General features: G+C 67.4%; 18 protein-coding genes and 1 tRNA gene. 11 read left to right on the top strand and 8 right to left on the bottom strand.

The annotated features are described in order from the left end of the window. Positions 1–18 precede the first annotated feature (18 nt). Complete coding sequence (locus tag FBZ90_RS02755; protein WP_145729526.1) at positions 19–1116, top strand: 2OG-Fe(II) oxygenase family protein; 1098 nt, start codon at positions 19–21, stop codon at positions 1114–1116. Here FBZ90_RS02755 and FBZ90_RS02750 read toward each other — a convergent pair. Next, positions 1113–2738, bottom strand: a complete 1626-nt coding sequence (locus tag FBZ90_RS02750) for a tetratricopeptide repeat protein (RefSeq protein ID WP_186455576.1) — start codon at positions 2736–2738, stop codon at positions 1113–1115. The genes FBZ90_RS02755 and FBZ90_RS02750 overlap by 4 nt on opposite strands. Before the next feature lie 221 nt (positions 2739–2959). Between FBZ90_RS02750 and pepF the strand changes: the two genes are divergently transcribed. From pepF to FBZ90_RS02730, 4 genes are all read left to right on the top strand, one after another. Then, positions 2960–4861, top strand: coding sequence for an oligoendopeptidase F (gene pepF, locus FBZ90_RS02745; RefSeq protein ID WP_145729524.1), 1902 nt, complete (start codon positions 2960–2962; stop codon positions 4859–4861). 112 nt (positions 4862–4973) lie between these two features. Then, positions 4974–5843, top strand: coding sequence for a 50S ribosomal protein L11 methyltransferase (locus FBZ90_RS02740; protein WP_145729523.1), 870 nt, complete (start codon positions 4974–4976; stop codon positions 5841–5843). A 377-nt stretch (positions 5844–6220) separates the two neighbouring features. Then, positions 6221–8260, top strand: coding sequence for an aminopeptidase P family protein (locus tag FBZ90_RS02735; RefSeq protein WP_246130119.1), 2040 nt, complete (start codon positions 6221–6223; stop codon positions 8258–8260). A gap of 76 nt (positions 8261–8336) precedes the next feature. Beyond that, positions 8337–9398, top strand: coding sequence for a S66 peptidase family protein (locus FBZ90_RS02730; RefSeq protein WP_246130118.1), 1062 nt, complete (start codon positions 8337–8339; stop codon positions 9396–9398). A gap of 10 nt (positions 9399–9408) precedes the next feature. Here FBZ90_RS02730 and FBZ90_RS02725 read toward each other — a convergent pair whose 3' ends face one another. The 5 genes from FBZ90_RS02725 to FBZ90_RS02705 form a co-directional block, all read right to left on the bottom strand. Further along, positions 9409–10917: an ABC transporter permease gene (locus FBZ90_RS02725; protein ID WP_145729522.1), complete on the bottom strand. Its 1509-nt coding sequence runs from the start codon at positions 10915–10917 to the stop codon at positions 9409–9411. Next, the gene (locus FBZ90_RS02720; protein WP_145729521.1) at positions 10914–11888 is read right to left on the bottom strand and encodes an ABC transporter ATP-binding protein; all 975 of its coding nucleotides are present in this window, start codon (positions 11886–11888) and stop codon (positions 10914–10916) included. The genes FBZ90_RS02725 and FBZ90_RS02720 overlap by 4 nt, the downstream gene beginning before the upstream one ends. A 178-nt stretch (positions 11889–12066) precedes the next feature. Continuing rightward, the gene (locus tag FBZ90_RS02715; protein WP_145729520.1) at positions 12067–13476 is read right to left on the bottom strand and encodes an NAD(P)(+) transhydrogenase (Re/Si-specific) subunit beta; all 1410 of its coding nucleotides are present in this window, start codon (positions 13474–13476) and stop codon (positions 12067–12069) included. A gap of 15 nt (positions 13477–13491) precedes the next feature. Further along, positions 13492–13920, bottom strand: a complete 429-nt coding sequence (locus FBZ90_RS02710) for an NAD(P) transhydrogenase subunit alpha part 2 (protein ID WP_040848625.1) — start codon at positions 13918–13920, stop codon at positions 13492–13494. Positions 13921–13925: 5 nt separating this feature from the next. Further along, the gene (locus FBZ90_RS02705) at positions 13926–15110 is read right to left on the bottom strand and encodes a Re/Si-specific NAD(P)(+) transhydrogenase subunit alpha (protein ID WP_145729519.1); all 1185 of its coding nucleotides are present in this window, start codon (positions 15108–15110) and stop codon (positions 13926–13928) included. Positions 15111–15630: 520 nt separating this feature from the next. Between FBZ90_RS02705 and FBZ90_RS02700 the strand changes: the two genes are divergently transcribed. The 3 genes from FBZ90_RS02700 (at position 15631) to FBZ90_RS02690 (ending at position 18169) form a co-directional block, all read left to right on the top strand. After that, positions 15631–15831: a hypothetical protein gene (locus tag FBZ90_RS02700; protein ID WP_244909245.1), complete on the top strand. Its 201-nt coding sequence runs from the start codon at positions 15631–15633 to the stop codon at positions 15829–15831. Positions 15832–15880: 49 nt separating this feature from the next. Then, complete coding sequence (locus FBZ90_RS02695) at positions 15881–16231, top strand: HNH endonuclease signature motif containing protein (RefSeq protein WP_145729517.1); 351 nt, start codon at positions 15881–15883, stop codon at positions 16229–16231. Between the two features lie 228 nt (positions 16232–16459). Next, positions 16460–18169, top strand: a complete 1710-nt coding sequence (locus tag FBZ90_RS02690) for a methyl-accepting chemotaxis protein (RefSeq protein WP_145729516.1) — start codon at positions 16460–16462, stop codon at positions 18167–18169. A gap of 185 nt (positions 18170–18354) precedes the next feature. Here the strand turns inward: FBZ90_RS02690 and rpsU are convergent, their stop codons facing one another. Continuing rightward, the gene (gene rpsU / locus FBZ90_RS02685) at positions 18355–18558 is read right to left on the bottom strand and encodes a 30S ribosomal protein S21 (protein ID WP_012567245.1); all 204 of its coding nucleotides are present in this window, start codon (positions 18556–18558) and stop codon (positions 18355–18357) included. A 301-nt stretch (positions 18559–18859) separates the two neighbouring features. Between rpsU and def the strand changes: the two genes are divergently transcribed. Together def and FBZ90_RS02675 are read left to right on the top strand one after the other, a co-directional pair. Beyond that, entirely contained in the window at positions 18860–19399 is a 540-nt protein-coding gene (gene def, locus FBZ90_RS02680; RefSeq protein ID WP_145729515.1) for a peptide deformylase, read from the top strand. Between the two features lie 136 nt (positions 19400–19535). Next, positions 19536–20276 (top strand): COQ9 family protein, encoded by a 741-nt coding sequence (locus FBZ90_RS02675; RefSeq protein ID WP_145729514.1) that lies wholly within the window; start codon positions 19536–19538, stop codon positions 20274–20276. Positions 20277–20370: 94 nt separating this feature from the next. Here FBZ90_RS02675 and FBZ90_RS02670 read toward each other — a convergent pair whose 3' ends face one another. Further along, positions 20371–22041 (bottom strand): MFS transporter, encoded by a 1671-nt coding sequence (locus tag FBZ90_RS02670; protein ID WP_186455575.1) that lies wholly within the window; start codon positions 22039–22041, stop codon positions 20371–20373. Positions 22042–22629: 588 nt separating this feature from the next. Between FBZ90_RS02670 and FBZ90_RS02665 the strand changes: the two genes are divergently transcribed. Next, positions 22630–22705 (top strand) — tRNA-Ile (locus FBZ90_RS02665). Positions 22706–22715: the final 10 nt, after the last annotated feature.

The following is a 22715-nucleotide window of genomic DNA, read 5'->3' as shown; positions in this document are numbered from 1 at the left end:
TTAGGAAGTCAGGTGGTCATGTCGGCATCAACCCCTTGGGAACGGTTTTCCTGCGGCGAGTCCGTTCCCTGGTTCAACGGCCCCACGCACAGTCATCCGCGCTATGCCTTGGACAGCGTTGCCGGTCGCCATGTCCTGCTTGGCTTCTTCGCCTCCGCCGCGGACGCGGATGGGGCGGCGATGCTGGGCGCCGTGGCCGCGAACCGCGCGCTGTTCGATGATGAGCGGCTGTGCTTCTTCGGTGTCACCACCGATGCCGGGGACGATGCCGCCGGCCGCGTGGCGCCCCAAATCCCGGGCATCCGCTACTTCCTGGATTACGACGCCAGTCTCAGCCGGGGATATGGCGCCGTTGACGCCGACGGGGGGCAGGCCGCCTTCTGGCTGTTGCTGGACCCCACCTTGCGTGTGCTGATGGCGGCGCCAGCGGCGGAGACGGATCGGGTCATGGCGGCGTTGGCGTCGCTGCCGCCGTCGGCCCTGCATGCGGGGGTTGAGGTGCAGGCGCCCGTGCTGGTGGTTCCCCGGGTTTTCGAGCCGGATTTCTGCCGTGTGCTGATCGCCCTGCATGAGCGGCACGGCGGCCTGGATTCCGGTGTGATGAACGAGGTCGACGGCCGCCTGGTGGGCGTCTACGACTATGAGCGCAAACGTCGCCGCGACTATTTCATGGAAGAACAGGCGGTGTGCCAGGCCGCGACTGAGCGCATCGCCCGGCGCCTGCTGCCCCAGGTGCGCCAGGCCTTCGCGTTCGAGGCCACCCGCATGGAGCGGCACGTCGTCGCCTGTTACGACGCGGCGGAGGGGGGGCATTTCCGGGCCCATCGCGACAACACCGCCGCCGGCACGGCCCATCGCCGCTTCGCCGTCACCGTGAACCTGAACGCGGAAGAATATGAGGGGGGCGACCTGCGCTTTCCCGAGTTCAGCCCCCACACCTACCGTGCCCCCACCGGCGGTGCCGTGGTTTTCTCCTGCAGCCTGCTGCACGAGGCCATGGCCGTCACCCGGGGACGCCGCTACGCCTATCTGCCCTTCCTGTTCGATGAGGCGGGGGAGCGGCAGCGGCAGGAGTATCAGGCGCGGGTGGCCCAGGCCGCCGACCAACAGGGTTAGGGCGCGCTCTCAGTCTCAAAACTATCCAGGGCCCTGTCCACCGCCGCCACGACGGCGGCCCAGTCACCGGGGGTGGGCTGGCGGAACAGCCGCACGGACGGGTACCACGGACTGTCATCGCGGTTCTCCAGCCAGCGCCACTCCGCCACATGGGGCAGCAACAACCAGGTGGGCCGCCCCAAGGCGCCCGCCAGATGGGCGACGGCCGTATCCACGGTGATGATGAGGTCCAGGGCGCTGATGGCCGCCGCTGTTTCGGCGAAGTCCGTCAGATCCCGCCCCAGGGATATGAGCCCGGTGACGGGCCCGCCGTCTTTTTGCAGGCTGTGCCACGCGACGTCCGTTCGGCGCGGCAGTAGGCTAAGGGCGCTCGGGGGCAGGGAGCGCCGCCGGTCGTTCCAGTGGCTGGGGCTACCCTGCCACACCACCCCGGCAGCCAGGCGCTTGCCGTCGCGGCCTTCCATGATGCGCCCGGCCCATCGGCGGCGGCTGTCTTCCGGGGCCTGTAAATAAGGGATCGGTCCGCCAGGCAGCGTTTCCAGGGTGACGCCCAGACACCCCGGCAGGCTCATCATCGGCAGGTGCGCATCGGCGGGGGGCAGGCCGGAGACGCCGGGGAAATCAGGTGCCAGGGGCAACAGGGTAGGCGCTCTATCCAGCTCCAGGGGTGCCAGGCTGGCCTCGATCAGGCGGATCAACTCCGGCCGCGTCTCCAGCACCAGGCGGGCATTGGCCTGCCGTGCCGCGGGCGCCAGGAAGCGCAGCATTTGCAGGGTGTCGCCCCAGCCTTGCTCGGAATGGATGAGCAGGATGCCGCCGCCCAGATCCTGTCCTTGCCAGAGTGGGGCCGTGAAAGCCCGGCGCTGGGTCGCCAGGCGGCTGCTTCCCCGCCATCGCCATTCGTATTCCTGCCAGCCCTCGGTTAGGCGCCCCAGCTTCAGCAGGGCCTGGGAGCGATTCCAATGGAGCTTGGCGTCATCGGGGGTCAGGGCCAGTCCGCTGTCGTAGGCGGCGAGGGCGCCCGCGCTGTCCCCCGCTAAATCCAGGACGACGCCCAGGTTGACCCAGGCCGCCTGATGGCGGGGGGACAGGGTCACCGCTTGGCGATAGGCGCGGATGGCGGCCGGCAGATCGTCCAATCCCTCGTGGACCTTGCCCAGGTTATGCCAGAAGTCCGCGCTGTCAGGCGCCAGCGTCACCGCCCGCTCCAGGCACCGCAAGGCCCCCTGCAGGTCGCCCTGTTCCGTCAGACAGATGCCCAGGTTGCTGTAGGCGCTGCCCCGGTCGGGGCTGGCGCCGATGGCCAGGCGGTGATGCTCCGCCGCTTCGGCGAGGTGGCCCAGGGCCCGCAGCGCCACCCCCCGGTTATCCAGCAACTGCGCATCGCGGGGGGCGAGGGCCAGTCCCACCTGGAACAGTTGGTCGGCCTTGGCGGCGTCTCCGCGGGTCAGGTGCAGGGCGGCCAGGTTGCTGATCGCGTCGCGATGTTCCGGCTGGTCGGGATGGGTCCGGTCGATCAGGCGTTGGTAAGTTGCCGCCGCCGTCGCCAGATCCCCGGCGCGATGGGCGATCAGCGCCGTCCTGAACAGGGTGGCCGGAGCCTGGGTGTGGGGCGCGGACATTTGCGGCCAGTGGTTGCCATATTTGAGATGATATGAATCGGTCGCGCGGATCAATGCAAGCCCATTGCCCAGGCCAGGACGCCGGCCGCCCGTAACGCACTGGTTACAAACCATCGCGCGCCGTGCTTCCAAGTGCCTGATATAAGGGGCGTAATCTGCGGGCCGCCTCTCGCTGGCCCGCCCGTGCCCATGTGGGCCGTGAACATTGGGGGCTCTGCTTGATGTCGGGCAATATCACTCAACACCACGCCAAATTGCGCCGCGCCGTGTTGGCGGCGGCGTCGGCCGTTTCCCTGCTGGCGCTGGCCGTGCCGGCGCGCGCCGCGGACGATCCCAAGGTCGACACCAAGTATATCTGGGACCTGAGCGACTATTACAAGTCGACGGCCGACTGGGACGCGGCGCGGGCCAGGATCAAGGCGGAACTGCCGGGCCTGGCCAAGTACAAGGGCACGCTGGCCCAGGGCCCCGCCGCCACCCTGGCGGCGCTGGAGGCCATTTCCCACGTCAATCATGAGCTGGAGCAGGTGGGCACCTACGCCAGCACCATCGCCAACACCGATACGCGCGACGCCGCGGCGCAGGAGCGTGACGGCCTGGCGCAGGATCTGGCGGGCGAGGTGTCGGCCGCCACCGCCTGGCTGTCGCCGGAAATCCAGGACCTGGGGGCCGCCAAGATCGATGCCTACCTGCGGGCCGAGCCCAAGCTGGCCAAGTTCGGTTTCGGCTTGCACGACGCCCTGCGCCTGAAACCCCACACCCTGGGGGCGGAGGCGGAGGGTGTGCTGGCGGCGCTGGGCCCGGCGCTGGGCGGTGGTGGCACCACCTACAACCTGCTGGCCAACGCCGACATCGACTGGCCCACCATCACCCTGCCGAACGGCAAGTCGGTGAAGCTGACCCAGGCCAATTACCAGAAGTACCGGGAAGACCCGGACCGCGCCGTGCGCAAGGCCGTGTTCGACGCCTTCTGGACCAAATTCGGCCAGTACGCCAACACCATGGGTTCCACCCTGGGCAATACGGTCCAGGGCGACGTCATCCAGTCCAAGCTGCGCCATTACCCGTCGGCGGTGGCGGCGTCCCTGTCCAGCAACGACATTCCCGAAGCGGTCTATCGCACCCTGGTGCAGGAGGCCAACAAGGGCCTGCCGACGCTGCACCGCTATTTCAAGCTGCGGCAGCGCATGCTGAACCTACCCGACCTGCACTATTACGACATCTATCCGCCCCTGGTGCAGTCGGACGCCAAGTTCCCCATCCAGGAGGGGGAGAAGCTGGTGCTGGCGGCGGTGAAGCCGCTGGGTGAGGAGTACCAGAAGGCCCTGGCGGACGGCTTCAGCCACCGCTGGATGCACGCCTACCCGCAGGAGGGCAAGCAGTCCGGCGCCTACCAGACCGGTGTCTACGGCCTGCATCCGGTGGTCTTCCTGAACTATCAGGACAATTACAACTCCGTCTCCACGCTGGCCCATGAGTGGGGCCACGCCATGCACACCACCTTCGCCAATCGCAGCCAGCCTTATGAACTGGCGGGCTATTCGCTGTTCATGGCGGAGATCGCGTCGACGGCCAACGAGTTCCTGCTGTCCGACTACATGCTGGCCAACGCCAAGACACGCCAGGAAAAGCTGCTGTACCTGGGCAATGAGCTGGAGACCATCCGCGGCACCTTCTTCCGCCAGACCATGTTCGCCGAGTTCGAACTGCGGGTGCATGACGCGGTGGAGAAGGGCGAGCCCATGTCGGGCAAGCGCATGACGGAGATCTACCTGGATCTCCTGCGCAAATATCACGGCGCCGACCAGGGCGTGATGCAGATCGACCCGGTGTACGCGGCGGAATGGGCCTTCATTCCTCACTTCTACCGGCCGTTCTACGTCTACCAGTACGCCACCTCCATCTCCGCCTCCGCCTATTTCACGGAGAAGATCCGCGACGGCGGGCCGGCGGCGCGCGACACCTACCTGGCGGCGCTGAAGGCCGGCGGGTCGGACTATCCGGTCGACGTGCTGAAAAAGGCCGGCCTGGACATGGCCTCGCCGGCGCCCTACCAAGCGCTGGTGCGGCGCATGGACACCGTCATCACCGAGATGGAACGGTTGCTGGATCAGAAGGACTGATTTCCTTCACAGGCGAATCAGCACCGTTTATAGAGGATGCGCAGGTTCCGGCGGGGCAGCTCGCCGGAACCTTTTCCCATGGGCTTCATGATTTTTGCGGGGAGTGTCGGTGATGTCGGGCATGTGGCGGGTCGCACTGACGGTGCATGAGGACGTGGTGCAGAACTTCGCCCAGGTTTTGGAGAGCCATGTTGACGCCGTGTCCACCTTCGAGCTGGAGGAGGGCGGCAACTGGCTGATCGAGGGCACCAGCCATGGCGAACCCGACCAGTCCCGCCTGGTGGCCCGTGTCACTGTCCTGGCCATGGCCCTGGGGGTTCCCCAGCCGCAGATCGAGGTGGAGCCGCTGGCCCCCATCGACTGGGTCACCCAGACCTACCTCAGCTTCCCGCCCATCCGCGCCGGCCGCTTCTTCGTCCACGGCAGCCACCACAAGAAGCCGGTGCCTGCCGGCTGCATCGGCCTGTTGATCGAGGCCGCGATGGCCTTCGGTTCCGGTGAGCACGCCACCACCCAGGGCTGCCTGCGGGCGCTCAGCGATCTCAACAAGTCCATGCCCGTGACCCGGGCGCTGGACATGGGCTGTGGCTCCGGCATCCTGGCCTTCGCCATCGCCAAGCTGTGGCACGCCCCGGTGGCGGCGGTGGACATCGACGCCCTGTCCATCATGATCGCGGCCGAGAACGCCCGCCTGAACAAGGTGGACAAGCTGGTGACCTGCCGCGGTGGCGACGGCTATCGCACCCCCATCGTACGGCAGAAGGGCCCCTATGACCTGATCGTCGCCAACATCCTGGCGCGACCCCTGGCCCGCATGGCGCCGCAGCTGCGCCGCAACCTGCGCCGGGGGGGCGTCGCCGTGCTGTCTGGCCTGCTGGCCCGGCAGGAAAAGCTGGTGATCGCCGCCCACCGCCGCCAGGGCCTGAAGCTGGTGCGCCGGTATCAGATCGGTGAGTGGAACACGCTGGTGATGAAGGGCTGACAACCGCCCTTCCGGATGGCGTTTTCCCTTCTGTAAATTCATGTAACCAGACTGTAAACGCGGCAGACAGGCCCGGGGTCGGGGCGTATCACGAAGTCCGATGGTGACCGGTCGCCCTTGCTGGGACGACCGGTTCCCGCGAATACGGCATCGGGCGACCGGCGCCGGTAAGTCGCGGCGGGGGTCTTCTCCCCGCGTTGGTCCCCGCCGCGACGCTTCCTCTCCCCACCAAAAAATTTGATGACGTCAAAAGCCTCGCCTACACTGGCGAAATCGGGCTTGGGGACTGCCCTTGCGTGCGATCGTGCCGCGTCCTAGGTTCGTCCCCCAAATCAATCGGCCGCCCGCTTGCCGGTCTTGAGAGAGGCGTCTTACCCGTGGATAGCACCCATATTCCCCCCGCCGCCGTCCCCTATCGTGGCGATGCCGAACTGGCCCGCCTGCTGAAGGCCGCTGGCATCGACCGTGACGTCGCTGGGGTAAGGGAGTTGCTGCGCGGCGTACGGGCGGCGCCGGAGGATGTGGACCCCGCGCATTTCCTGTCCCTGTTCGGCGCCGATTTGCCGGATGAGCTGGCGGCGCAGCTGACGGCGCTGAAGTCGCTGATCGAGGCGCCGCCCCCGCCGCAGGTGGGAGATGTCGCCGCCCGGGTGGCGGCGCTGCGCGGCGAATTGGTCCGCGCCGATTTGGACGGTTTCATCATTCCCCGGGCCGATGAATACCAGGGGGAATACGTGCCGGCGCGCGGTGAGCGCCTGGCCTGGATCACCGGCTTCACCGGTTCGGCTGGCGTGGCCGTGGTGCTGCGCGACCGCGCCGCCATTTTCGTCGACGGCCGCTATACCCTGCAGGCCCAGGCCCAGGTCTCCGGCAGCCTGTATGAGCGCCACCACCTGACCGAGACCTTCCATGGCGACTGGATCGCCGGCGTGGTCCGGCAGGGCGGGCGCATCGGCTATGATCCGTGGTTGCACACCGTGGGCTGGATCGAGCGCATGAAGACGGCGCTGGCCCGCGCCGGCGCCACGCTGGTGGCGGTGGACACCAATCCGCTGGACGCCATCTGGCATGACCGCCCCTCCGCCCCGCTGGGGCCGGTGGTCGCCCACGCCCTGGCCCATGCCGGCCAGTCCTCCGCCGACAAGCGGGCGGAGATCGCGGCCGAGCTGAAGCGCAATGGCGAGCTGGCCGCCGTGCTGACCCAGCCGGATGGTATCGCCTGGCTGCTGAACATCCGGGGCGGCGACGTGCCCAACACGCCCCTGCCGCTGTCCTATGCCCTGTTGACCAACGATGGCGATGTCGACCTGTTCATCGACAACCGCAAGCTGGTTCCGGGGCTGGAGGTCCACCTGGGCAACCAGGTTTCCGTCCGCAAGCCGGAGGAGCTGCGCGGCGCCCTGGAGGCCCTGGGCGCCACCGGCGGCAAGGTGCGCGTCGATCCCGTCTGGACCGCGTCCTGGGTGTTCGACCGTCTGACCGAGGCCGGTGCCCAGGTGGTAAAGGAGCGCGACCCCACGGTCTTCCGCAAGGCGGCCAAGAACACTGTGGAGATCGCGGGCTCCCGCGCCGCCCATGTCCGTGACGGTGTCGCCGTCATCCGCTTCCTGCACTGGCTCAGCGGGGCCGCCGCCGGCGGCACGCTGACCGAGATCGACGCGTCGGACCGCCTGTTCGATTTCCGCAAGGAACAGCCGCTGTTCCGGGGCACCAGCTTCGACAGCATTTCCGGCGCCGGGCCCAACGGCGCCATCGTCCATTACCGCGCGGCCCCCGAAACCAACCGCGTGCTGGAAAAGGACAGCGTCTACCTGATCGACAGCGGCGGGCAGTACCTGGACGGCACCACCGACATCACCCGCACGGTCGCCATCGGCACGCCCCCGGCGGAGGCCAAACGCCACTTCACCCTGGTGCTGAAGGGCCATATCGCGCTGGCCACCCTGCGCTTCCCCAAGGGCACCACCGGGTCGCAGATCGACATCCTGGCCCGCCAGTTCCTGTGGACCCAGGGCCTGGATTACGACCATGGCACCGGCCACGGCGTGGGCAGCTTCCTCTCGGTGCATGAGGAATCGGCCCGTATCGCCAAGGTGCCGAACACCGTGGCCCTGGTCCCGGGCATGATCCTGTCGAACGAGCCCGGCTACTACCGCGCCGGCGCCTACGGCATCCGCATCGAGAACCTGGTGCTGGTGCAGGCCGCCACCGCCATCCCCGGCGGTGACCTGCCCATGATGGCGTTCGAGTCCCTGACCCTGGCGCCCATCGACCGCAACCTGATCGAGCCGTCGCTGCTGAATGATGCCGAGAAGGCCTGGCTGAACGCCTATCACGCCCGCGTGGCGGAAAAGGTGGGGCCGCACCTGGAGGCGGACGCCGCCGCCTGGCTGGCCGCGGCCACGGCGCCGATCTGAGCATTGGGGACGCCGGCGGGTTTGCGGGCCCGCCGGTATCCTTTAAGCTGTCGTTCTCATGATAGGGGGAACGGCAGTGGATCGGCGTTCATTCCTGGCGGCGGCGGGCACCGCCGCCGTCATCGCGTCCTCGGCTCCGGCGGTGGCGGGCGGCCCGGACCCGGTCAAGCCCTCCCTGGTGCGCCCCCCGATGTTGCGGCCCCCCATGTTCCGGCATGGCGACACGGTAGGCGTGCTGGACCTCAGCACCGCCGTTTATGATCCCGCCGTCGCCGACCGCGTCACCGCCGTCATCCAGGCGCTGGGCCTGGTGCCGGTGCTGTCCCCGCATCTGCTGGACCGCTCGCGCGCCTTCACCGCGTCTGTCCAGGAGCGGTTGTCCGACCTGCATGGCTTCGTCGCCGACCCGGCCATCCGGGGCGTCTTCTGCGCCCGGGGCGGCTATGGCGTCAGCGAGATCGTGGACCGTGTGGATTACGACCTGATCCGCCGCCACCCCAAGGTCTTCTTAGGATTCAGCGACCCGACGCTGCTCCACCTGGCCATCGCGCGCCAGGCGGGGCTGGTCACCTTCCACGGCCGCATGCCGGGCCTGGCCAAGTTCACCCCCTATTCGCTGGAGGCGCTGCGCCGCGCCGTGTGCGCGCCGGAGCCCGTGGGCGTTCTGCGCAATCCGGACGAGGGCAACCCGCTCCGCCCCGCCTATCCGCTGCGCACCATCGCACCCGGCCAGGCCAGCGGCCGCCTGGTGGGTGGCAACCTGTCCATGATCATGGCCGCCATGGGCACGCCGTGGGAGATCGACACGCGCGGCGCCATCCTCATGGTCGAGGACGTGGATGAGGCGCCCTACGCCATCGCCCGCATGCTGTGGACCCTGCGCCATGCCGGCAAGCTTCAAGTGGCGGCCGGCATCGTCGTCGGCGCCTGCGCCGGCTGCGACAAGCCCTCCGACGCCTCGCCCTATGGCTTGAACGAGGTGTTCGACCTGGTGCTGGGCGACTTGGGCATTCCCGTCTTCTCAGGCTTGGCCCTGGGCCATACCGACGACACCCTGACCGTGCCGCTGGGCGTTCAGGCCCACCTGGACGCCACGGCCCGCACCCTGACGGTGCTGGAGAGCGGTGTGGTGGGGTAGGGCTCCCCGCTCAAGACCGGCGCATGCGGGCGATGATGGTCGCCAGGTTGGGCCGGGAGCCGGCGGCCAGGATGCTGGCCTGGAACAGGCGGCCCAGCAGCATCACCTCCACCACGGCGAACAGGGCGAGGGTGGCGCCGGCGCCCAGCACCTCCCACGTCGGCATGCCCAGGCCCAGGCGCGCCAGCACGGCGAAGGGTGTCCAGATGGGCACCCAGGTCAGGATCTCGATGCCGATGCCGCCGCCCCCCGCCAGGATGCCTTGGATCAGGGCGATGACCGGCATCAGGATGATCAGCATCACCGGGGTCAGGTAGGCCTGGGCGTCGCGCATCGACTCGCTGATGCCGCCGATGGCCAGGAACACCACCGAGACGGCGATGTAGCCCATCACCAGGAAATAGACGATCACGGCGACGGCGCCCGGTGACGACAGTGGCGCCAGCGCCGGCCGTATCATGTCGGCGATCACGCCATGGGTCGCATAGGCGGCGACAAAGGCGCAGCCGATCCAGACCGCGATCATGGCCAGGCCCACGGCGATGGTTCCGGCCAGCTTGCCATACATCAGCTCATGCGGCGTCACGCAGGACAGCACGGCCTCGATCAGCTTGCTGGACCGTTCCTCCACCGTGCTCTGCAGCATCCAGCTGCCGGACAGCATGAGGCTCATCATCAGCATGTAGGCGGCGACCAAGGGCAGGATGGAGCGGACCAGCATCGCCTCGCGCGCGCCACCGCCCGGCGGCGGCGCGGTGATGGTGACGATGGGCGTGATCGTCGCGGCCGCGTCGGCGACCTCGGCCGTAGTGCCATGGGTCACCAGGAAGCGGGTCCTCAGGTCATGGGTCAGCACCTGCTGCAAACGATCGACGAAGCCGCCATGTGGCTGCCCGTTGGCCCAGAGCCTGACTTGGCTGGCAGTCCCGAAGTCGGCGGGGATCAGCACCACATAATTGATCGCGCCGTCCTGACCCCCAGGGACGCCCCCGCTGGTGCTGTCCGGATGCAAAAGGGGATGCAGGGCCGTGTCCAGCCCGGCATTGGGTGTCGCGGTCACCGATGCCGGCGCCGCCACGAAGGAATAGTCCGGCTTGGGCGCGGTGAAGGCCGGCAGCTCCGGCGGGGCGACGGCCTGGATTTGGGCCAGCGCCGCCGACAGGCCGCCATTGGACCGGAACTGGCGGACATCCTGGTCGGTATACCAACGGCCATGCGCCGCCCAGGGCGCCTGCGGGTCGGCGCTTTCCAGGTGGTGGCGCTCGACATAGCGGCCCAGCTGCACCAGCGTGGCGCGCTGCTGCTCCCGCTCGAAGGCGTCGCGGATGGCTGCTTCCACCCCGCCGTCGCCCCGGTCGATGATCATGACCCGCTCGATCTCGTCCCGGCTCATGATGCTTTGGATGACAGGCCCCGCCGCCAGCATGATGGGCAGGATCAGCAGGGTGATCCAGAAGCCGCGGGTGCCGGTGATCTGGCGGAACTCACGGGTGGCGACAAGCAGGATATGGCGGATCATGCCGCTTCTCCCTGGCTGGGCTTATTGGGGATGGGCTTGCCCGCCGGGTCGATGAACGACGGGCCGACGATATGGACGAAGGCGTCGTGCAGGCTGGCCCGGCGCTGTTCGAAGCGGCGGAGGGGCACCCCCGCCGCGACGCAGCGTTCCAGCACATCCCCCGGGTCCACCCCGGGCGCCAGCTTCACCTCCCACTCCCGCCAGCCGTCGCCTTCATCGTCGGCCAGGGGCGCACCGGCGTCGGCCGATTGCACCCCGGGTAAGGTCGCCGCATCGGCCCGGGTGATCACGGACAGGCGGGCGGGCAGCAGGGCGCGCGCCTCATCCTGCGTGCCCTCGAACCGCTTGCGCCCCTTGGCCAGCAGCAGCAAGCGGTCGCACAGCCGTTCGGCATGCTGCATGACGTGGGTGGAAAAGATGACCGTGGCGCCGCCATCGCGGGCCCGCCGGATCTCATCCTCCAGCAAGCCCTGGTTCAGGGGATCAAGCCCGGAGAACGGTTCGTCGAGGATCAGCAGGCGCGGCTTGTTCACCACCGCCGTGGCCAGCTGCACCTTCTGCGCCATGCCCTTGGATAGCTTGTCGATCCGCGTTCGCTCGAAGGCGGCCAAGCCAAACCGTTCCAGCAGGGCCCGTCCCTCGGCGCGGGCGTCGGCGGCGCTCATGCCCTTGAGCTGGCCATAATAAACGATGGTGTCCAGCACCTTCATGGTGCGGTACAGGCCCCGTTCTTCCGGCAGGAACCCGATCTCGCCCGACCGCTTCCGGTCCGGCGGCCGCCCGAATATCGAGATTTCGCCCTTATCCGGACGGATGATGTCCAGGACCATGCGCAAGGAGGTGGTCTTGCCCGCGCCGTTGCCGCCCAGGAAGCCGAACACCTCACCGTCGCGCACCTGGAAACTCAAATCATCGACGGCGAGCAAATCGGCGAAGGATTTGCGGATCGCGGTGAATTCCAGAGCGTTCATGCCCGCCGCCAGCCCCGTATTGTTGTTTGGCGCATCAAGAATGCACTGGGGAGTTGAGGCGGTAAAGGGCCGCCAGCGCGTCTGTTTGTCCCGGCCAAGAGAAAGGCCCGGCGGATCGCTCCACCGGGCCTCGTCTCTTGCATTTACCGAAAAGGCTCAGCGCCCGCCAGGGGGCTTGTCAATGTCCTCCGGACATGGCCTTCACGATCTCCTCGGTGACCTTCTTGGCGTCGCCGAACAGCATCATGGTGTTGGGGCGGAAGAACAGTTCGTTCTCCACGCCGGCGTACCCGGCGCCCATGGAGCGCTTGATGAAGAGCACGGTCTTGGCCTTCTCCACATCCAGGATGGGCATGCCGTAGATGGGGCTGCTGGGGTCGGTCTTGGCGGCGGGGTTGGTGACGTCGTTGGCGCCGATGACGTAGGCGACATCCGCCTGGCTGAAATCGCGGTTGATCTCGTCCAGCTCGAACACCTCGTCATAGGGCACGTTGGCCTCGGCCAGCAGCACGTTCATGTGCCCGGGCATGCGGCCCGCCACCGGGTGGATGGCGTACTTCACGTCCACGCCTTCCTTCTTCAGGATGTCCGCCATTTCGCGCACGGCGTGCTGGGCCTGGGCCACCGCCATGCCATACCCGGGCACGATGATGACGCTGGACGCGTTCTTCATGATGAAGGCGGCGTCGTCGGCGGAGCCGGACTTGAAGCTGCGGTCGCCCGCCGGGCCCGCCGCGGCACCGGCGGCGGCGTCACCGCCGAAGCCGCCCAGGATGACGTTGAAGATGGACCGGTTCATCCCCTTGCACATGATATAGCTGAGGATGGCGCCAGAGGAGCCGACCAGCGCGCCGGTGATGATCAGCAGCGGGTTCTGCAGGGTGAAGCCGATGCCGCAGGCCGCCCAGCCGGAATAGCTGTTCAGCATGGACACGACGACCGGCATGTCGGCGCCGCCGATGGGCAGGATCAGCAGGAAGCCCAGGCCCAGCGACACCAGGATGATCAGCCAGAAGAAGAAGGCGCTCTGCGTCGCGCAGAGCAGCAGGATCAGCAGCACCAGCCCGGCCGCCAGGGCGGCGTTCAACGGGTGCTGCATGGGGAAGACCAGGGGCTTGCCGCTCATGCGGCCGTCCAGCTTCAGGAAGGCGACCAGGGAGCCGGTGAAGGTGATGGCGCCGATGGCGATGCCCAGGCTCATCTCGATGAGGGAGCCGACATGGATGTCGCCATCCGTGCCGATGCGGTATTCCTCCGGCGCGTAGAAGGCGGCGGCCGCGATGAACACGGCGGCCAGGCCCACCAGGCTGTGGAAGGCCGCCACCAATTGCGGCAGCGAGGTCATCTTGATGGTGCGGGCGATGTGTGCGCCCGCCGTGCCGCCCAGCGCGATGCCGACGATGATGAGCACCGCCGCCAGGAAGGAGAACTGGGGCAGCACGAACAGGCTGGTGATGATGGCAATGGCCATGCCGGCGATGCCGAACATGTTGCCGTTGCGGGCCGTTTCCGGGCTGGACAGCCCGCGCAGCGCCATGATGAAGCACACGGCGGCCGCGAGATAGGCGAGCGAAGTCGCGATCAGCATGATGGTCCGGCCCCCTTACTTCTTGGCGCCCTGGGCAGGGGCCTTTTTCTTGTACATGGCCAGCATGCGCTGCGTGACCATGAAGCCCCCGAAGATGTTCACCGACGCCAGGATGACGGCCAGGAAGCCCATCACCATGGAGAAGCCGAAGTGGTGGGCGCCGGTGGCGATGAGCGCGCCGACGATGATGACCGACGACACGGCGTTGGTGACGCTCATCAGCGGGCTGTGCAGGGCCGGCGTCACCCGCCAGACCACGTAGTAGCCGACGAACACCGCCAGCACGAAAACCGTCAGGCCGGTGACGATGAAGGGCATGCCCTGCTGGGCCTGGTCGGTGGCGATCTGGGTCGCCTGGTTGGCCACGTTGGCGGCCTGCTCGGCCAGCTTCTGCGCGTTGGTGGCGAGGTCGGCCGCGTTCTTGGCGTAGTTTTGCGCGTCCATGGGGCTTACTCCGCTTTCTCGGGCGCTGGCTCGACAGGGGCCGGCGGGGCCGGTGGGACTGCCGGGGCGAAGGTCGGATGCACGACGGCGCCGTCATGCGTCAGGGCCGTGCCCTTGATGATCTCGTCGTTCCAGTCGATCTTCAGGGCCTTCGCCTCCTTGTCCACCAGGGGGGTCAGGAAGTTCAGCAGGTTCTTGGCGTACAAGGCGCTGCTGTCCACGGCGATGCGGCTGGGCACGTTGGTGTGGCCCACGATCTTCACGCCGTACTTCTCCACGATCTTACCGGGCTCGCTGCCCTCGACATTGCCGCCCTGTTCCACCGCCAGGTCCACGACCACGGCGCCGGGCTTCATGGTCCGCAGCATGGCGTCGGTCACCAGCACGGGGGCCTTGCGGCCGGGGATCAGCGCCGTGGTGATGACGATGTCCTGCTTCTTGATGGTCTCCGCCACCAGGGCCGCCTGCTTGGCCCGATATTCGGGGCTCATCTCCTTGGCGTAGCCGCCGGCGGTCTGCGCCTGCTGGAACTCCTCGTCCTCCACGGCGACGAAGGTGGCGCCCAGAGACTGCACCTGTTCCTTGGTGGCCGGACGCACGTCGGTGGCCGAGACGATGGCGCCCAGGCGGCGGGCGGTGGCGATGGCCTGCAGACCCGCCACGCCCACGCCCATGATGAAGGCGCGGGCCGGCGGCACGGTGCCGGCGGCCGTCATCATCATGGGGAAGGCGCGGCCGAACTCATAGGCCGCGTCCAGCACCGCCCGGTATCCGGCCAGGTTGGCCTGGCTGGACAGCACGTCCATGCTTTGCGCGCGGGTGATGCGGGGAATGAATTCCATGGCGAAGGCGTCGACGCCGGCGTCGGCGTAGCTCTTCACCCGGTCGGCGTCGCCATAGGGGCTGAGGATGGCGGCCAGCTTGGCGCCGCGCTTGATCAGCGCCAGCTCCTCCGGCTCCGGCCGCTGCACCTTCAGCACCACGTCCGCGTCCGCCAGCGTTGCGGCGGCGTCGGGCGCGATGGTCGCGCCGGCGGCGGTGAAGGCATCATCGGTGATGGCGGCGCCCAGGCCGGCGCCCGTCTCAATGGTGACGTCGAAGCCGAGCCCGACGAATTTCCGTACCGTCTCGGGCGAGGCGGCGACGCGCGACTCCCCCGGTCGACGTTCTTTGGGTACGCCGATTTTCATTGGTTACGCTCCCCATGATCGCCGGCCCCGGCCGCGATGGCCAAGGCTGGCTTAGAGTCAGTTCAGCCGCGGGAAGACTTCCCCCGCGGAAGGGTGATGACGCCGGGCCACCATGACCTATCCGGTAATCTTTGTGAAGAAGCGGACAGGCATGCGCATGGAACCGTCATTATCCGCGCGGACCCCCGCAGCAAAAATGATTAACGTCATTCGCGCCTCCCCCGCGTCAAAGCCAGGATGTACGGGCGGAAGTGCAATTGTCCACCGGTTACCATAAGGGCCAGCCATGCGGTTGGGGTGTGGCGACTTGGCCGGAAGAGGCCCCACGAGGGGCATAGGGTCGCGGGGATGGCCCGCGCCGACAAGGGGTGAAAAAGACCTATGCGGGACATTGGGGTGGTTTGGTCCACAACACGCCGTTAAACTGCGCCCGGTGTCCGCCCTTCCGCCGTTGAACCGACATCAGACCACAACGGCCTTACAAGGATGGGCGCACCCCATGTGGACGAGAGAATTCGTGATGACCGATTCCCATGCCTTGGCCGCGGCCGGGCGCGCCCTGTTCAAGGAACTGACGGAAGCCGGTCGCCCCGTGGTGGGCGTGGGCATAGGCGAGGGGCTGATCTATCTGCGCGTCACGGCGCCCGACCATGGCGCGCCGGAGAATTACAACGGCTATCCCGTGGTGGTGTTCGGTGAGGACGGCGCCCGCCGCCACTGAGGTTCCGCGGCGCACTTGGCCCCTCTCTCGCAGGGCCAGGTGACGCCCCATGGGACGCCAGCCAGCGAAAGCCCGCGACAGGCGGGGTGTCATCACTCCCGCCGCGCCTCCTCAAGACGTACCCCCAGGCGTCTGCCCCCTGTGCGACCGGCCGCTGGTGCCAGGGCCGTCGGTCGAGCTGCATCACTTGGTGCCCCGCAGCGAGGGCGGCCGCGTGACCGTTCCCCTGCATCGTGTATGTCACCGCAAAATACACGCTGAATTGACGGAGCGGGAACTGGCCGTGGCCTACGCCACGGTGGCGGCCCTGCGCGCCCATCCCGCCATCGCCGCCTTCATCCGCTGGGTGGCCAACAAGCCCCCCGAATTCACGACCCGGACCGCCCCCCGGCGGCGTTGAGCGCCGTGCCCGGCCCGGCCCCGTGCGCCGGCCCCAAGATCACCCTTGATCGAAAAATTGTAAGAGAAATCAATTTGGTTGAATTGCTGAATATCGGGGCCTTTATATCCAAAAGGATATGGGGCTTTAGGACTTAATAAATAATTATTTAATGTACATCAATAGTCATCCCGGAGGGTCGGCCGTCTGACGTGGCGTCGGCCATAAACATTTCCTGCCGGGGGGATCATGTCCGCTTTCGCGAATCTTAAAATCACGGCCAAGATATTGGCGATGCTCGGCTTGCTGGGCATGTTCGCCTTGGTCGCCTCCGGCTTTGCCGCCACGCGCATGTCGGCCATCGATGACAGCTACGGCCGTTTGCTGAGCGGGGCAAGCAAAGCCTCGATGGCCTTGGCGCGGGGTAACCGCAGCCTGGTGTTCATCGAACGCTCGATCTACGAAGGCATGACGGTGACCGACGACGCCGGCAATGCCAAGGCCGACGCGAATTATCGCAAGGGTGTCGATGCCTATTATGGCTTTATGGACCAAGCGAAGGCGGCCCTGCCCAGCCGCGCGGCGGACATCGAGGCTTTGCAGCAGGAGATGCGATCCCTGCTGGCCCCCACCGGCATCTGCGGCCAGACGGTCGATGCCGCCACCAAGTCCGCTTCGGCCGAGGAGAATGTCCGCATCAGCACCACCATGATGGGCCCCAAGTGCGACCCGGCCATGCTGGGTCTGCTGGACCGTCAGGCCAAACTGGCTGACAGCATTCGCGGCGACGCCGATGCCATCGCCACTCAAAACCACGAGGGGGCGATCAGCACGATTTGGCTGGTGTTCGGCCTGGTGGTGGCCGGTCTGTGCCTGGTGGGCGGCCTGGCCTTCTATCTGACGGTGACCGGTATCGGCCGGCCGCTGCAGCGGGTGAGCGGCGGGCTGGTCAGCCTGGGGCAGGGGGACTACGGCGTCGATCTGGCCGGGCTGGACCGCCGGGACGAGGTCGGCCAGATGGCCCGTGCCTTCAACGACCTGAAGGCCGGTCTGATCCGGGCCCGGGAGTTGGAGAACGCGCAGCGGGCCGAGCAGGAGGAGAAGACCCGCCGGGCCGAGCGCGTGGCCCGCATCACCCGCGATTTCGAGGCCAAGATCTCGGAACTGTCCACCAGCCTGGCCAATGCCTCCAACGAGATGGACGCCACGGCCAAGGCCATGTCCAACAACGCCGAGGAAACCAACCGCCAGTCCATGGTGGTGTCGTCAGCGGCGGAGCAGACCTCCGCCAATGTGCAGACGGTGGCGGCGGCGGCCGAGGAACTGTCGGCCTCCATCCAGGAGATCGGGCGCCAGATGGGACGCACCATGGACACGGTCAATGACGCGGTGACCGAGGCGCGCAATACCGACCATGTGGTCCAGACGCTGTCCAGCGGCGCGGAACGCATCGGCGACGTCGTCCGGCTGATCGCCGATATCGCCGCGCAGACCAACCTGCTGGCCCTGAACGCGACCATCGAGGCGGCTCGGGCGGGGGAGGCCGGCAAGGGTTTCGCCGTCGTGGCCAGCGAGGTCAAGAGCCTGGCCACCCAGACGGCCAAGGCGACCGATGAGATTGGCGCCCAGGTCGGTGAAATCCGCCAGGCGGCGTCCGATGCCGTGGGGGCCATCCAGGCCATCGCCCAGCGCATCCAGGACATCAACGGCATCGCGTCGGCCATCGCCGCGGCGGTGGAGGAGCAGGAGGCCTCAACCCACGAAATCGCCCGCAACGTTCAGGAAGCGGCCCGGGGGACGGAAGCGGTGACGACCAATATCGCCGGTGTTTCGGAAGCCGCGTCCAGCACCGGTGTCGCTGCCAGCCAGGTCCAATCCTCCGCCTCGCTGCTGGCGCGGGACTCTGACACCCTGAAGCAGGCGGTCAGTTCCTTCACCGCGGAGATGAGCGCCGCCTGATGCGGCGCCTTCCCCAACTTGATTGAGGCGGTTCTGACGCAAACGGCCCGGGGGCATCCCCGGGCCGTTTTTCTTATTTAGGCCGGCACCGGGCGCGGCCATCTTGCAAAACGCGGACATGACAAAAGCCGCCCACTGAGCTTCAGGGGCGGCTCCGTCCGTGCGTCTAACAGCGCGTGAAAGGCTTAGTAGCCCTCGCGCTCCAGACGCTTGCGCAGCAGCTTGCGGGCGCGGCGAATGGCCTCGGCCTTCTCACGGGCGCGCTTCTCCGAGGGCTTCTCGTAGTTGCGACGCAGCTTCATCTCGCGGAAAATGCCTTCGCGCTGCATCTTCTTCTTGAGAGCGCGGAGGGCCTGATCGACGTTGTTGTCACGAACCAGCACTTGCACGGGACGTCACCACTCCAAACAGAGTAAAAGGTTAACGGGTAATAGCCAAGACGCACGGTCGCGCAGGCAGCCCGATCGGAGGCCGGTGGTATAACACAGCCCCCCGGCCCTGTGAAGCCTTTCCCGCCATCCCCACGCGGGGCCCCCATGCGCCCGGCGGATGGGCGGCGGCATCCGCCTCAAAAGGACAGGCGGCCCGGCATGGGGTGACAGAGGCGCGCAACCCATGGAAACTGGGTCGAGGCTGCCTATATCGCATGCGGCCGTCACCCTACGGATGGGGGCGGGGAGAGGGGGAACGTTGGCAATCCTGAAGATCGCCCGCATGGGCCACCCGGTGCTGCGGCGCCCGGCGCTGCCGGTGGAGGAGCCGATACCCGCGGTGGTGCGCCAATTGGCCCAGGACATGATCGAGACCATGATCGATTCGTCCGGCGTCGGCCTGGCGGCGCCGCAGGTGCATGTCGGCTGGCGCGTCATCGTTTTCCGCGTCCCGGCCGAGCGGGCGGGCGGCGATGGCGTCGCGGCGCAGGTGCTGGTCAACCCGGTGGTCGAGCCGCTGTCGGAGGAGATGCAGTTCGGCTGGGAGGGGTGCCTGTCCATCCCCGGGCTGCGGGGCGCCGTGCCCCGCTACAACCATATCCGCTATCGTGGCCTGGCGCTGGATGGGTCCGTGGTGGAGCGCGAGGCGAGGGGCTTTCATGCCCGCGTGGTGCAGCATGAGTGCGACCACCTGGACGGCGTGCTGTATCTGGACCGCATGGACGACCTGCGCTTCCTCAGCTTCACCGAGGAAATGAAGTATTTCGGCACCGATTCGGTCCCCCGGCTGCCCGGCTGATGCCGCCCGGCCGCCCTTGGGGAGCGGACTTTGGGGGCCGACTTTGAGGGGTGGAGACGGGCGGTGCCCGCGCCTATACTGGCGCCAGTTTTTCGGCCACCCGGTGGCCGCAGCCCCGTGCAAGGGAGTGTTTCCCATGGTCGCCTCCGATACCGACACCCCGACCGATTCGACCGTTGCTCCGCCGTCTTCCCCGTCGCCCACCACCCCGGTGGATGAGCGGCTTGCCCTGCGCGACCGTCTGATGCTGGCCATCCTGCCCCATGTCGCCTTTGATGGCTGGTCGGCGGTGGCGCTGCGCCAGGGGGCGGCGGACGCCGGCATGGGTGCGGCCCAGCTGGCGGCGCTGTTCCCCGGCGGTGTCGCTGATGGGGTGGCGCAGTTCAGCGATTGGGCGGACCGCGCCATGCTGGCGCAACTGGCAGGGCGGGACCTGTCGGTCATGAAGGTGCGGACGCGCGTGGCCCTGGCGGTGCGCCTGCGCCTGGAACTGCTGTCCCCTTGGGCGGAGGCCGTGCGGCGCACTTCCTCCTTCGTGGCGCTGCCCACGCACACGGCTTTGGCCGCGCGCCTGCTGTATCGCACGGTGGACGCCATCTGGTACGCCGCGGGCGACCAGTCGACGGATTTCAATTATTACACCAAGCGGGCCTTGCTGGCCGGTGTGCAGACCGCCACCGTGCTGTACTGGCTGGGTGACCGGTCGCCGGATTACGCCGACACCTGGGCCTTCCTGGACCGGCGCATCGAGAATGTGATGGCCTTCGGCCGCACGCTGGCCACCCTGTCCCCGCCCAAGCTGTCGTCGCTGAAAAACGTGGGCGACCTGCTGCCTTCGCCCCTGCGCTTCAGTCGTCATCTGCGCCAGCGGGCCTGAACCCCCGATAATCCCGCTTCCTGAAATGGAAAGGGCCCGGACGGGTGATGTCCGGGCCCTTCGACTTTAAGCGCCCCGCTTGCGAGGCGCGCGCTCAGTTGTCGTGGCTGACTTCCACGTCCTTGGTTTCCCGCACGAACAGCAGGCCGATCACGAAGGTGATGGCGGCCACGATGATCGGGTACCACAGGCCGGCGTACATTTGGCCAGTGGTGACCACGATGGCCAGCGAGATGGCGGGCAGGAAGCCGCCGAACCAGCCGTTGCCGATGTGGTAGGGCAGGGACATGGAGGTGTAGCGGATGCGCGACGGGAACATCTCCACCAGCATGGCGGCGATGGGGCCGTAGACCAGGGTCACATAGATGACCAGGATCCACAGCAGGAAGGTCAGCATCGGCTTGTTGATGGCGGCGTCATCGGCCTTGGCCGGATAGCCGGCGGCCTTCACCGCGTCCGCCACCGCCTTGTCGAAGGCGGCCTTCTTCTCCTTCATGTCCGGCGCCTTGGCGTCGTAGCTGTCGATCACCGTGTCGCCGATCTTGATCTGAGCCACGCCGCCGGCGCTGCCGTCGATCGCGGTGTAGGGCACGCTCTTGCCCACCAGGGCCGCCTTGGCCACGTCGCAACTGGACGTGAACCGTGACGCGCCGGTGACGTTCAGCTGCCAGGTGCATTCCGCCGGGTCGGCCGTCACCGTGGCGGGGGCCGCCGCCATGGCCGCCTCCAGCGCCGGGTTGCCATAGTGGGTGATGCCCCGGAAGATGGGGAAGTAGGTCAGGATGGCCAGGGCCAGGCCGGCCAGGATGACCTTCTTGCGGCCGATGCGGTCGGACAGGCTGCCGAACACCACGAAGAAGGGGGTGGCGAACAGCAGGGCGATGGCTGCCAGCGTGTCGGCGGTGTTGGGGTCGATCTTCAGCGTGCTCTTCAGGAAGATCTGGGCATAGAACTGGCCGCAGTACCAAACGACGGCCTGGCCGGCGACCACGCCGAACAGGGCCAGCAGCACGAACTTCAGGTTATAGAGGTTGCCGAAGCTGTCCAGGATGGGGGAGGAGGAGGTCTTGCCTTCCTCCTTCATCTTCTTGAACAGCGGCGATTCGTCCAGCTGCAGGCGGATCCACAGGGACACGGCCAGCAGGGCCAGGGACACCAGGAAGGGAATGCGCCAGCCCCATTCCTTGAAGTCCGCGTCCGGCAGGCTGGTGCGGCAGGCCAGGATGACCAGCAGCGACAGGAACAGGCCGCCGGTGGCGGTGATCTGGATCCAGGCGGTGTAGGCCCCACGCTTGCCATGGGGCGCGTGCTCCGCCACGTAGGTGGCCGCACCACCGTACTCACCGCCCAGCGCCAGGCCCTGCAGCAGGCGCAGGGAGATGAGCAGGATGGGCGACAGCACGCCCACCGACTCATAGCTGGGCAGGAAGCCGATGACGGCGGTCGACAGGCCCATGATCACGATGGTGACCAGGAAGGTGTATTTGCGGCCCACCAGGTCGCCCAACCGGCCGAAGACCAGGGCACCGAAGGGGCGGACGAAGAAGCCGGCCGCGAAGCCCAGCAGCGTGAACACGTCCTTGGCGCCCTGCGTGGGCAGGCCCGAGAAGAACCGGGCGCTGATGATGGAGGCCAAGGCGCCATACAGATAGAAATCATACCACTCGAACACGGTGCCGAGGGATGAGGCGAAGATGACCTTGCGCTCCTCCTTCGTCATGCGGGTCGAGGCCCCACTGGTACTGCTGCTGGCGATGGTCGCCATCGTGACTCCTCCCATGGATGTTTTAATCGTGTGCTGGCGGCGGGGCGGTCCGGGCGGCGCCTCGGCCCCGCCATTCGGACAAGGGGGGCGGAGGTCGCGCCTGCCGCCGGTGGCCCGCCGCCGGGCCAGAATCGGCGTTCCAAAATCGGCGTCTAGGATATCGGCGCGCTGGATAGCGCTTGGATATCGGGCGTTGATGTCAGATTGCTGCCGCTGGCCCCCCTTCGCGTCCGTCCCCTTGGTCCAGGATTTGCCACCCTGGCCTGACACTCAACCGCGCCTTGGCGGGCCCCGTTGGCCGGAGCCTCATGCGGGTTCCCGCTGCCGGGTCCCGCGTTCGCTTGAGGTGTTAGCGCTACCCCCCGCCTGCCCACGCGGCCATTTGCCGCCTGGACAATTGGTTTCGGCACCGTCTCAAGCCTTGCAAAGGTAACACCTCAGTCTTGACCCGGCAACATGGCAATCGCCCCTCAATGCCCGTTGAATCAAAAGGATAGGAGCTTGTTCCCAATGGTTTGGCGGCTGTCGTAAAAAATTGATGAAGGGTGTTGCATGCCGCCGCCGCACCCGGCAAAGTGCGGCCCGCGTGGGCCTGTAGCTCAACGGTTAGAGCCGGCCGCTCATAACGGTCTGGTTGCAGGTTCGAATCCTGCCGGGCCCACCACGCCTTCCCT

The organism is Nitrospirillum pindoramense (assembly GCF_007827955.1).
GTDB lineage: Bacteria > Pseudomonadota > Alphaproteobacteria > Azospirillales > Azospirillaceae > Nitrospirillum > Nitrospirillum amazonense_B.
This window is presented reverse-complemented; position numbering and strand designations above follow the sequence as displayed.

Coding starts and splice junctions, on each gene's coding strand:
- FBZ90_RS02755 (WP_145729526.1), top strand. CDS start 19: ATGTCGGCATCAACCCCTTGGGAACGGTTTTCCTGCGGCGAGTCCGTT.
- FBZ90_RS02750 (WP_186455576.1), bottom strand. CDS start 2,738: ATGTCCGCGCCCCACACCCAGGCTCCGGCCACCCTGTTCAGGACGGCG.
- pepF (WP_145729524.1), top strand. CDS start 2,960: ATGTCGGGCAATATCACTCAACACCACGCCAAATTGCGCCGCGCCGTG.
- FBZ90_RS02740 (WP_145729523.1), top strand. CDS start 4,974: ATGTCGGGCATGTGGCGGGTCGCACTGACGGTGCATGAGGACGTGGTG.
- FBZ90_RS02725 (WP_145729522.1), bottom strand. CDS start 10,917: ATGATCCGCCATATCCTGCTTGTCGCCACCCGTGAGTTCCGCCAGATC.
- FBZ90_RS02720 (WP_145729521.1), bottom strand. CDS start 11,888: ATGAACGCTCTGGAATTCACCGCGATCCGCAAATCCTTCGCCGATTTG.
- FBZ90_RS02715 (WP_145729520.1), bottom strand. CDS start 13,476: ATGCTGATCGCGACTTCGCTCGCCTATCTCGCGGCCGCCGTGTGCTTC.
- FBZ90_RS02710 (WP_040848625.1), bottom strand. CDS start 13,920: ATGGACGCGCAAAACTACGCCAAGAACGCGGCCGACCTCGCCACCAAC.
- FBZ90_RS02705 (WP_145729519.1), bottom strand. CDS start 15,110: ATGAAAATCGGCGTACCCAAAGAACGTCGACCGGGGGAGTCGCGCGTC.
- FBZ90_RS02700 (WP_244909245.1), top strand. CDS start 15,631: ATGACCGATTCCCATGCCTTGGCCGCGGCCGGGCGCGCCCTGTTCAAG.
- FBZ90_RS02695 (WP_145729517.1), top strand. CDS start 15,881: ATGGGACGCCAGCCAGCGAAAGCCCGCGACAGGCGGGGTGTCATCACT.
- FBZ90_RS02690 (WP_145729516.1), top strand. CDS start 16,460: ATGTCCGCTTTCGCGAATCTTAAAATCACGGCCAAGATATTGGCGATG.
- FBZ90_RS02675 (WP_145729514.1), top strand. CDS start 19,536: ATGGTCGCCTCCGATACCGACACCCCGACCGATTCGACCGTTGCTCCG.
- FBZ90_RS02670 (WP_186455575.1), bottom strand. CDS start 22,041: ATGGCGACCATCGCCAGCAGCAGTACCAGTGGGGCCTCGACCCGCATG.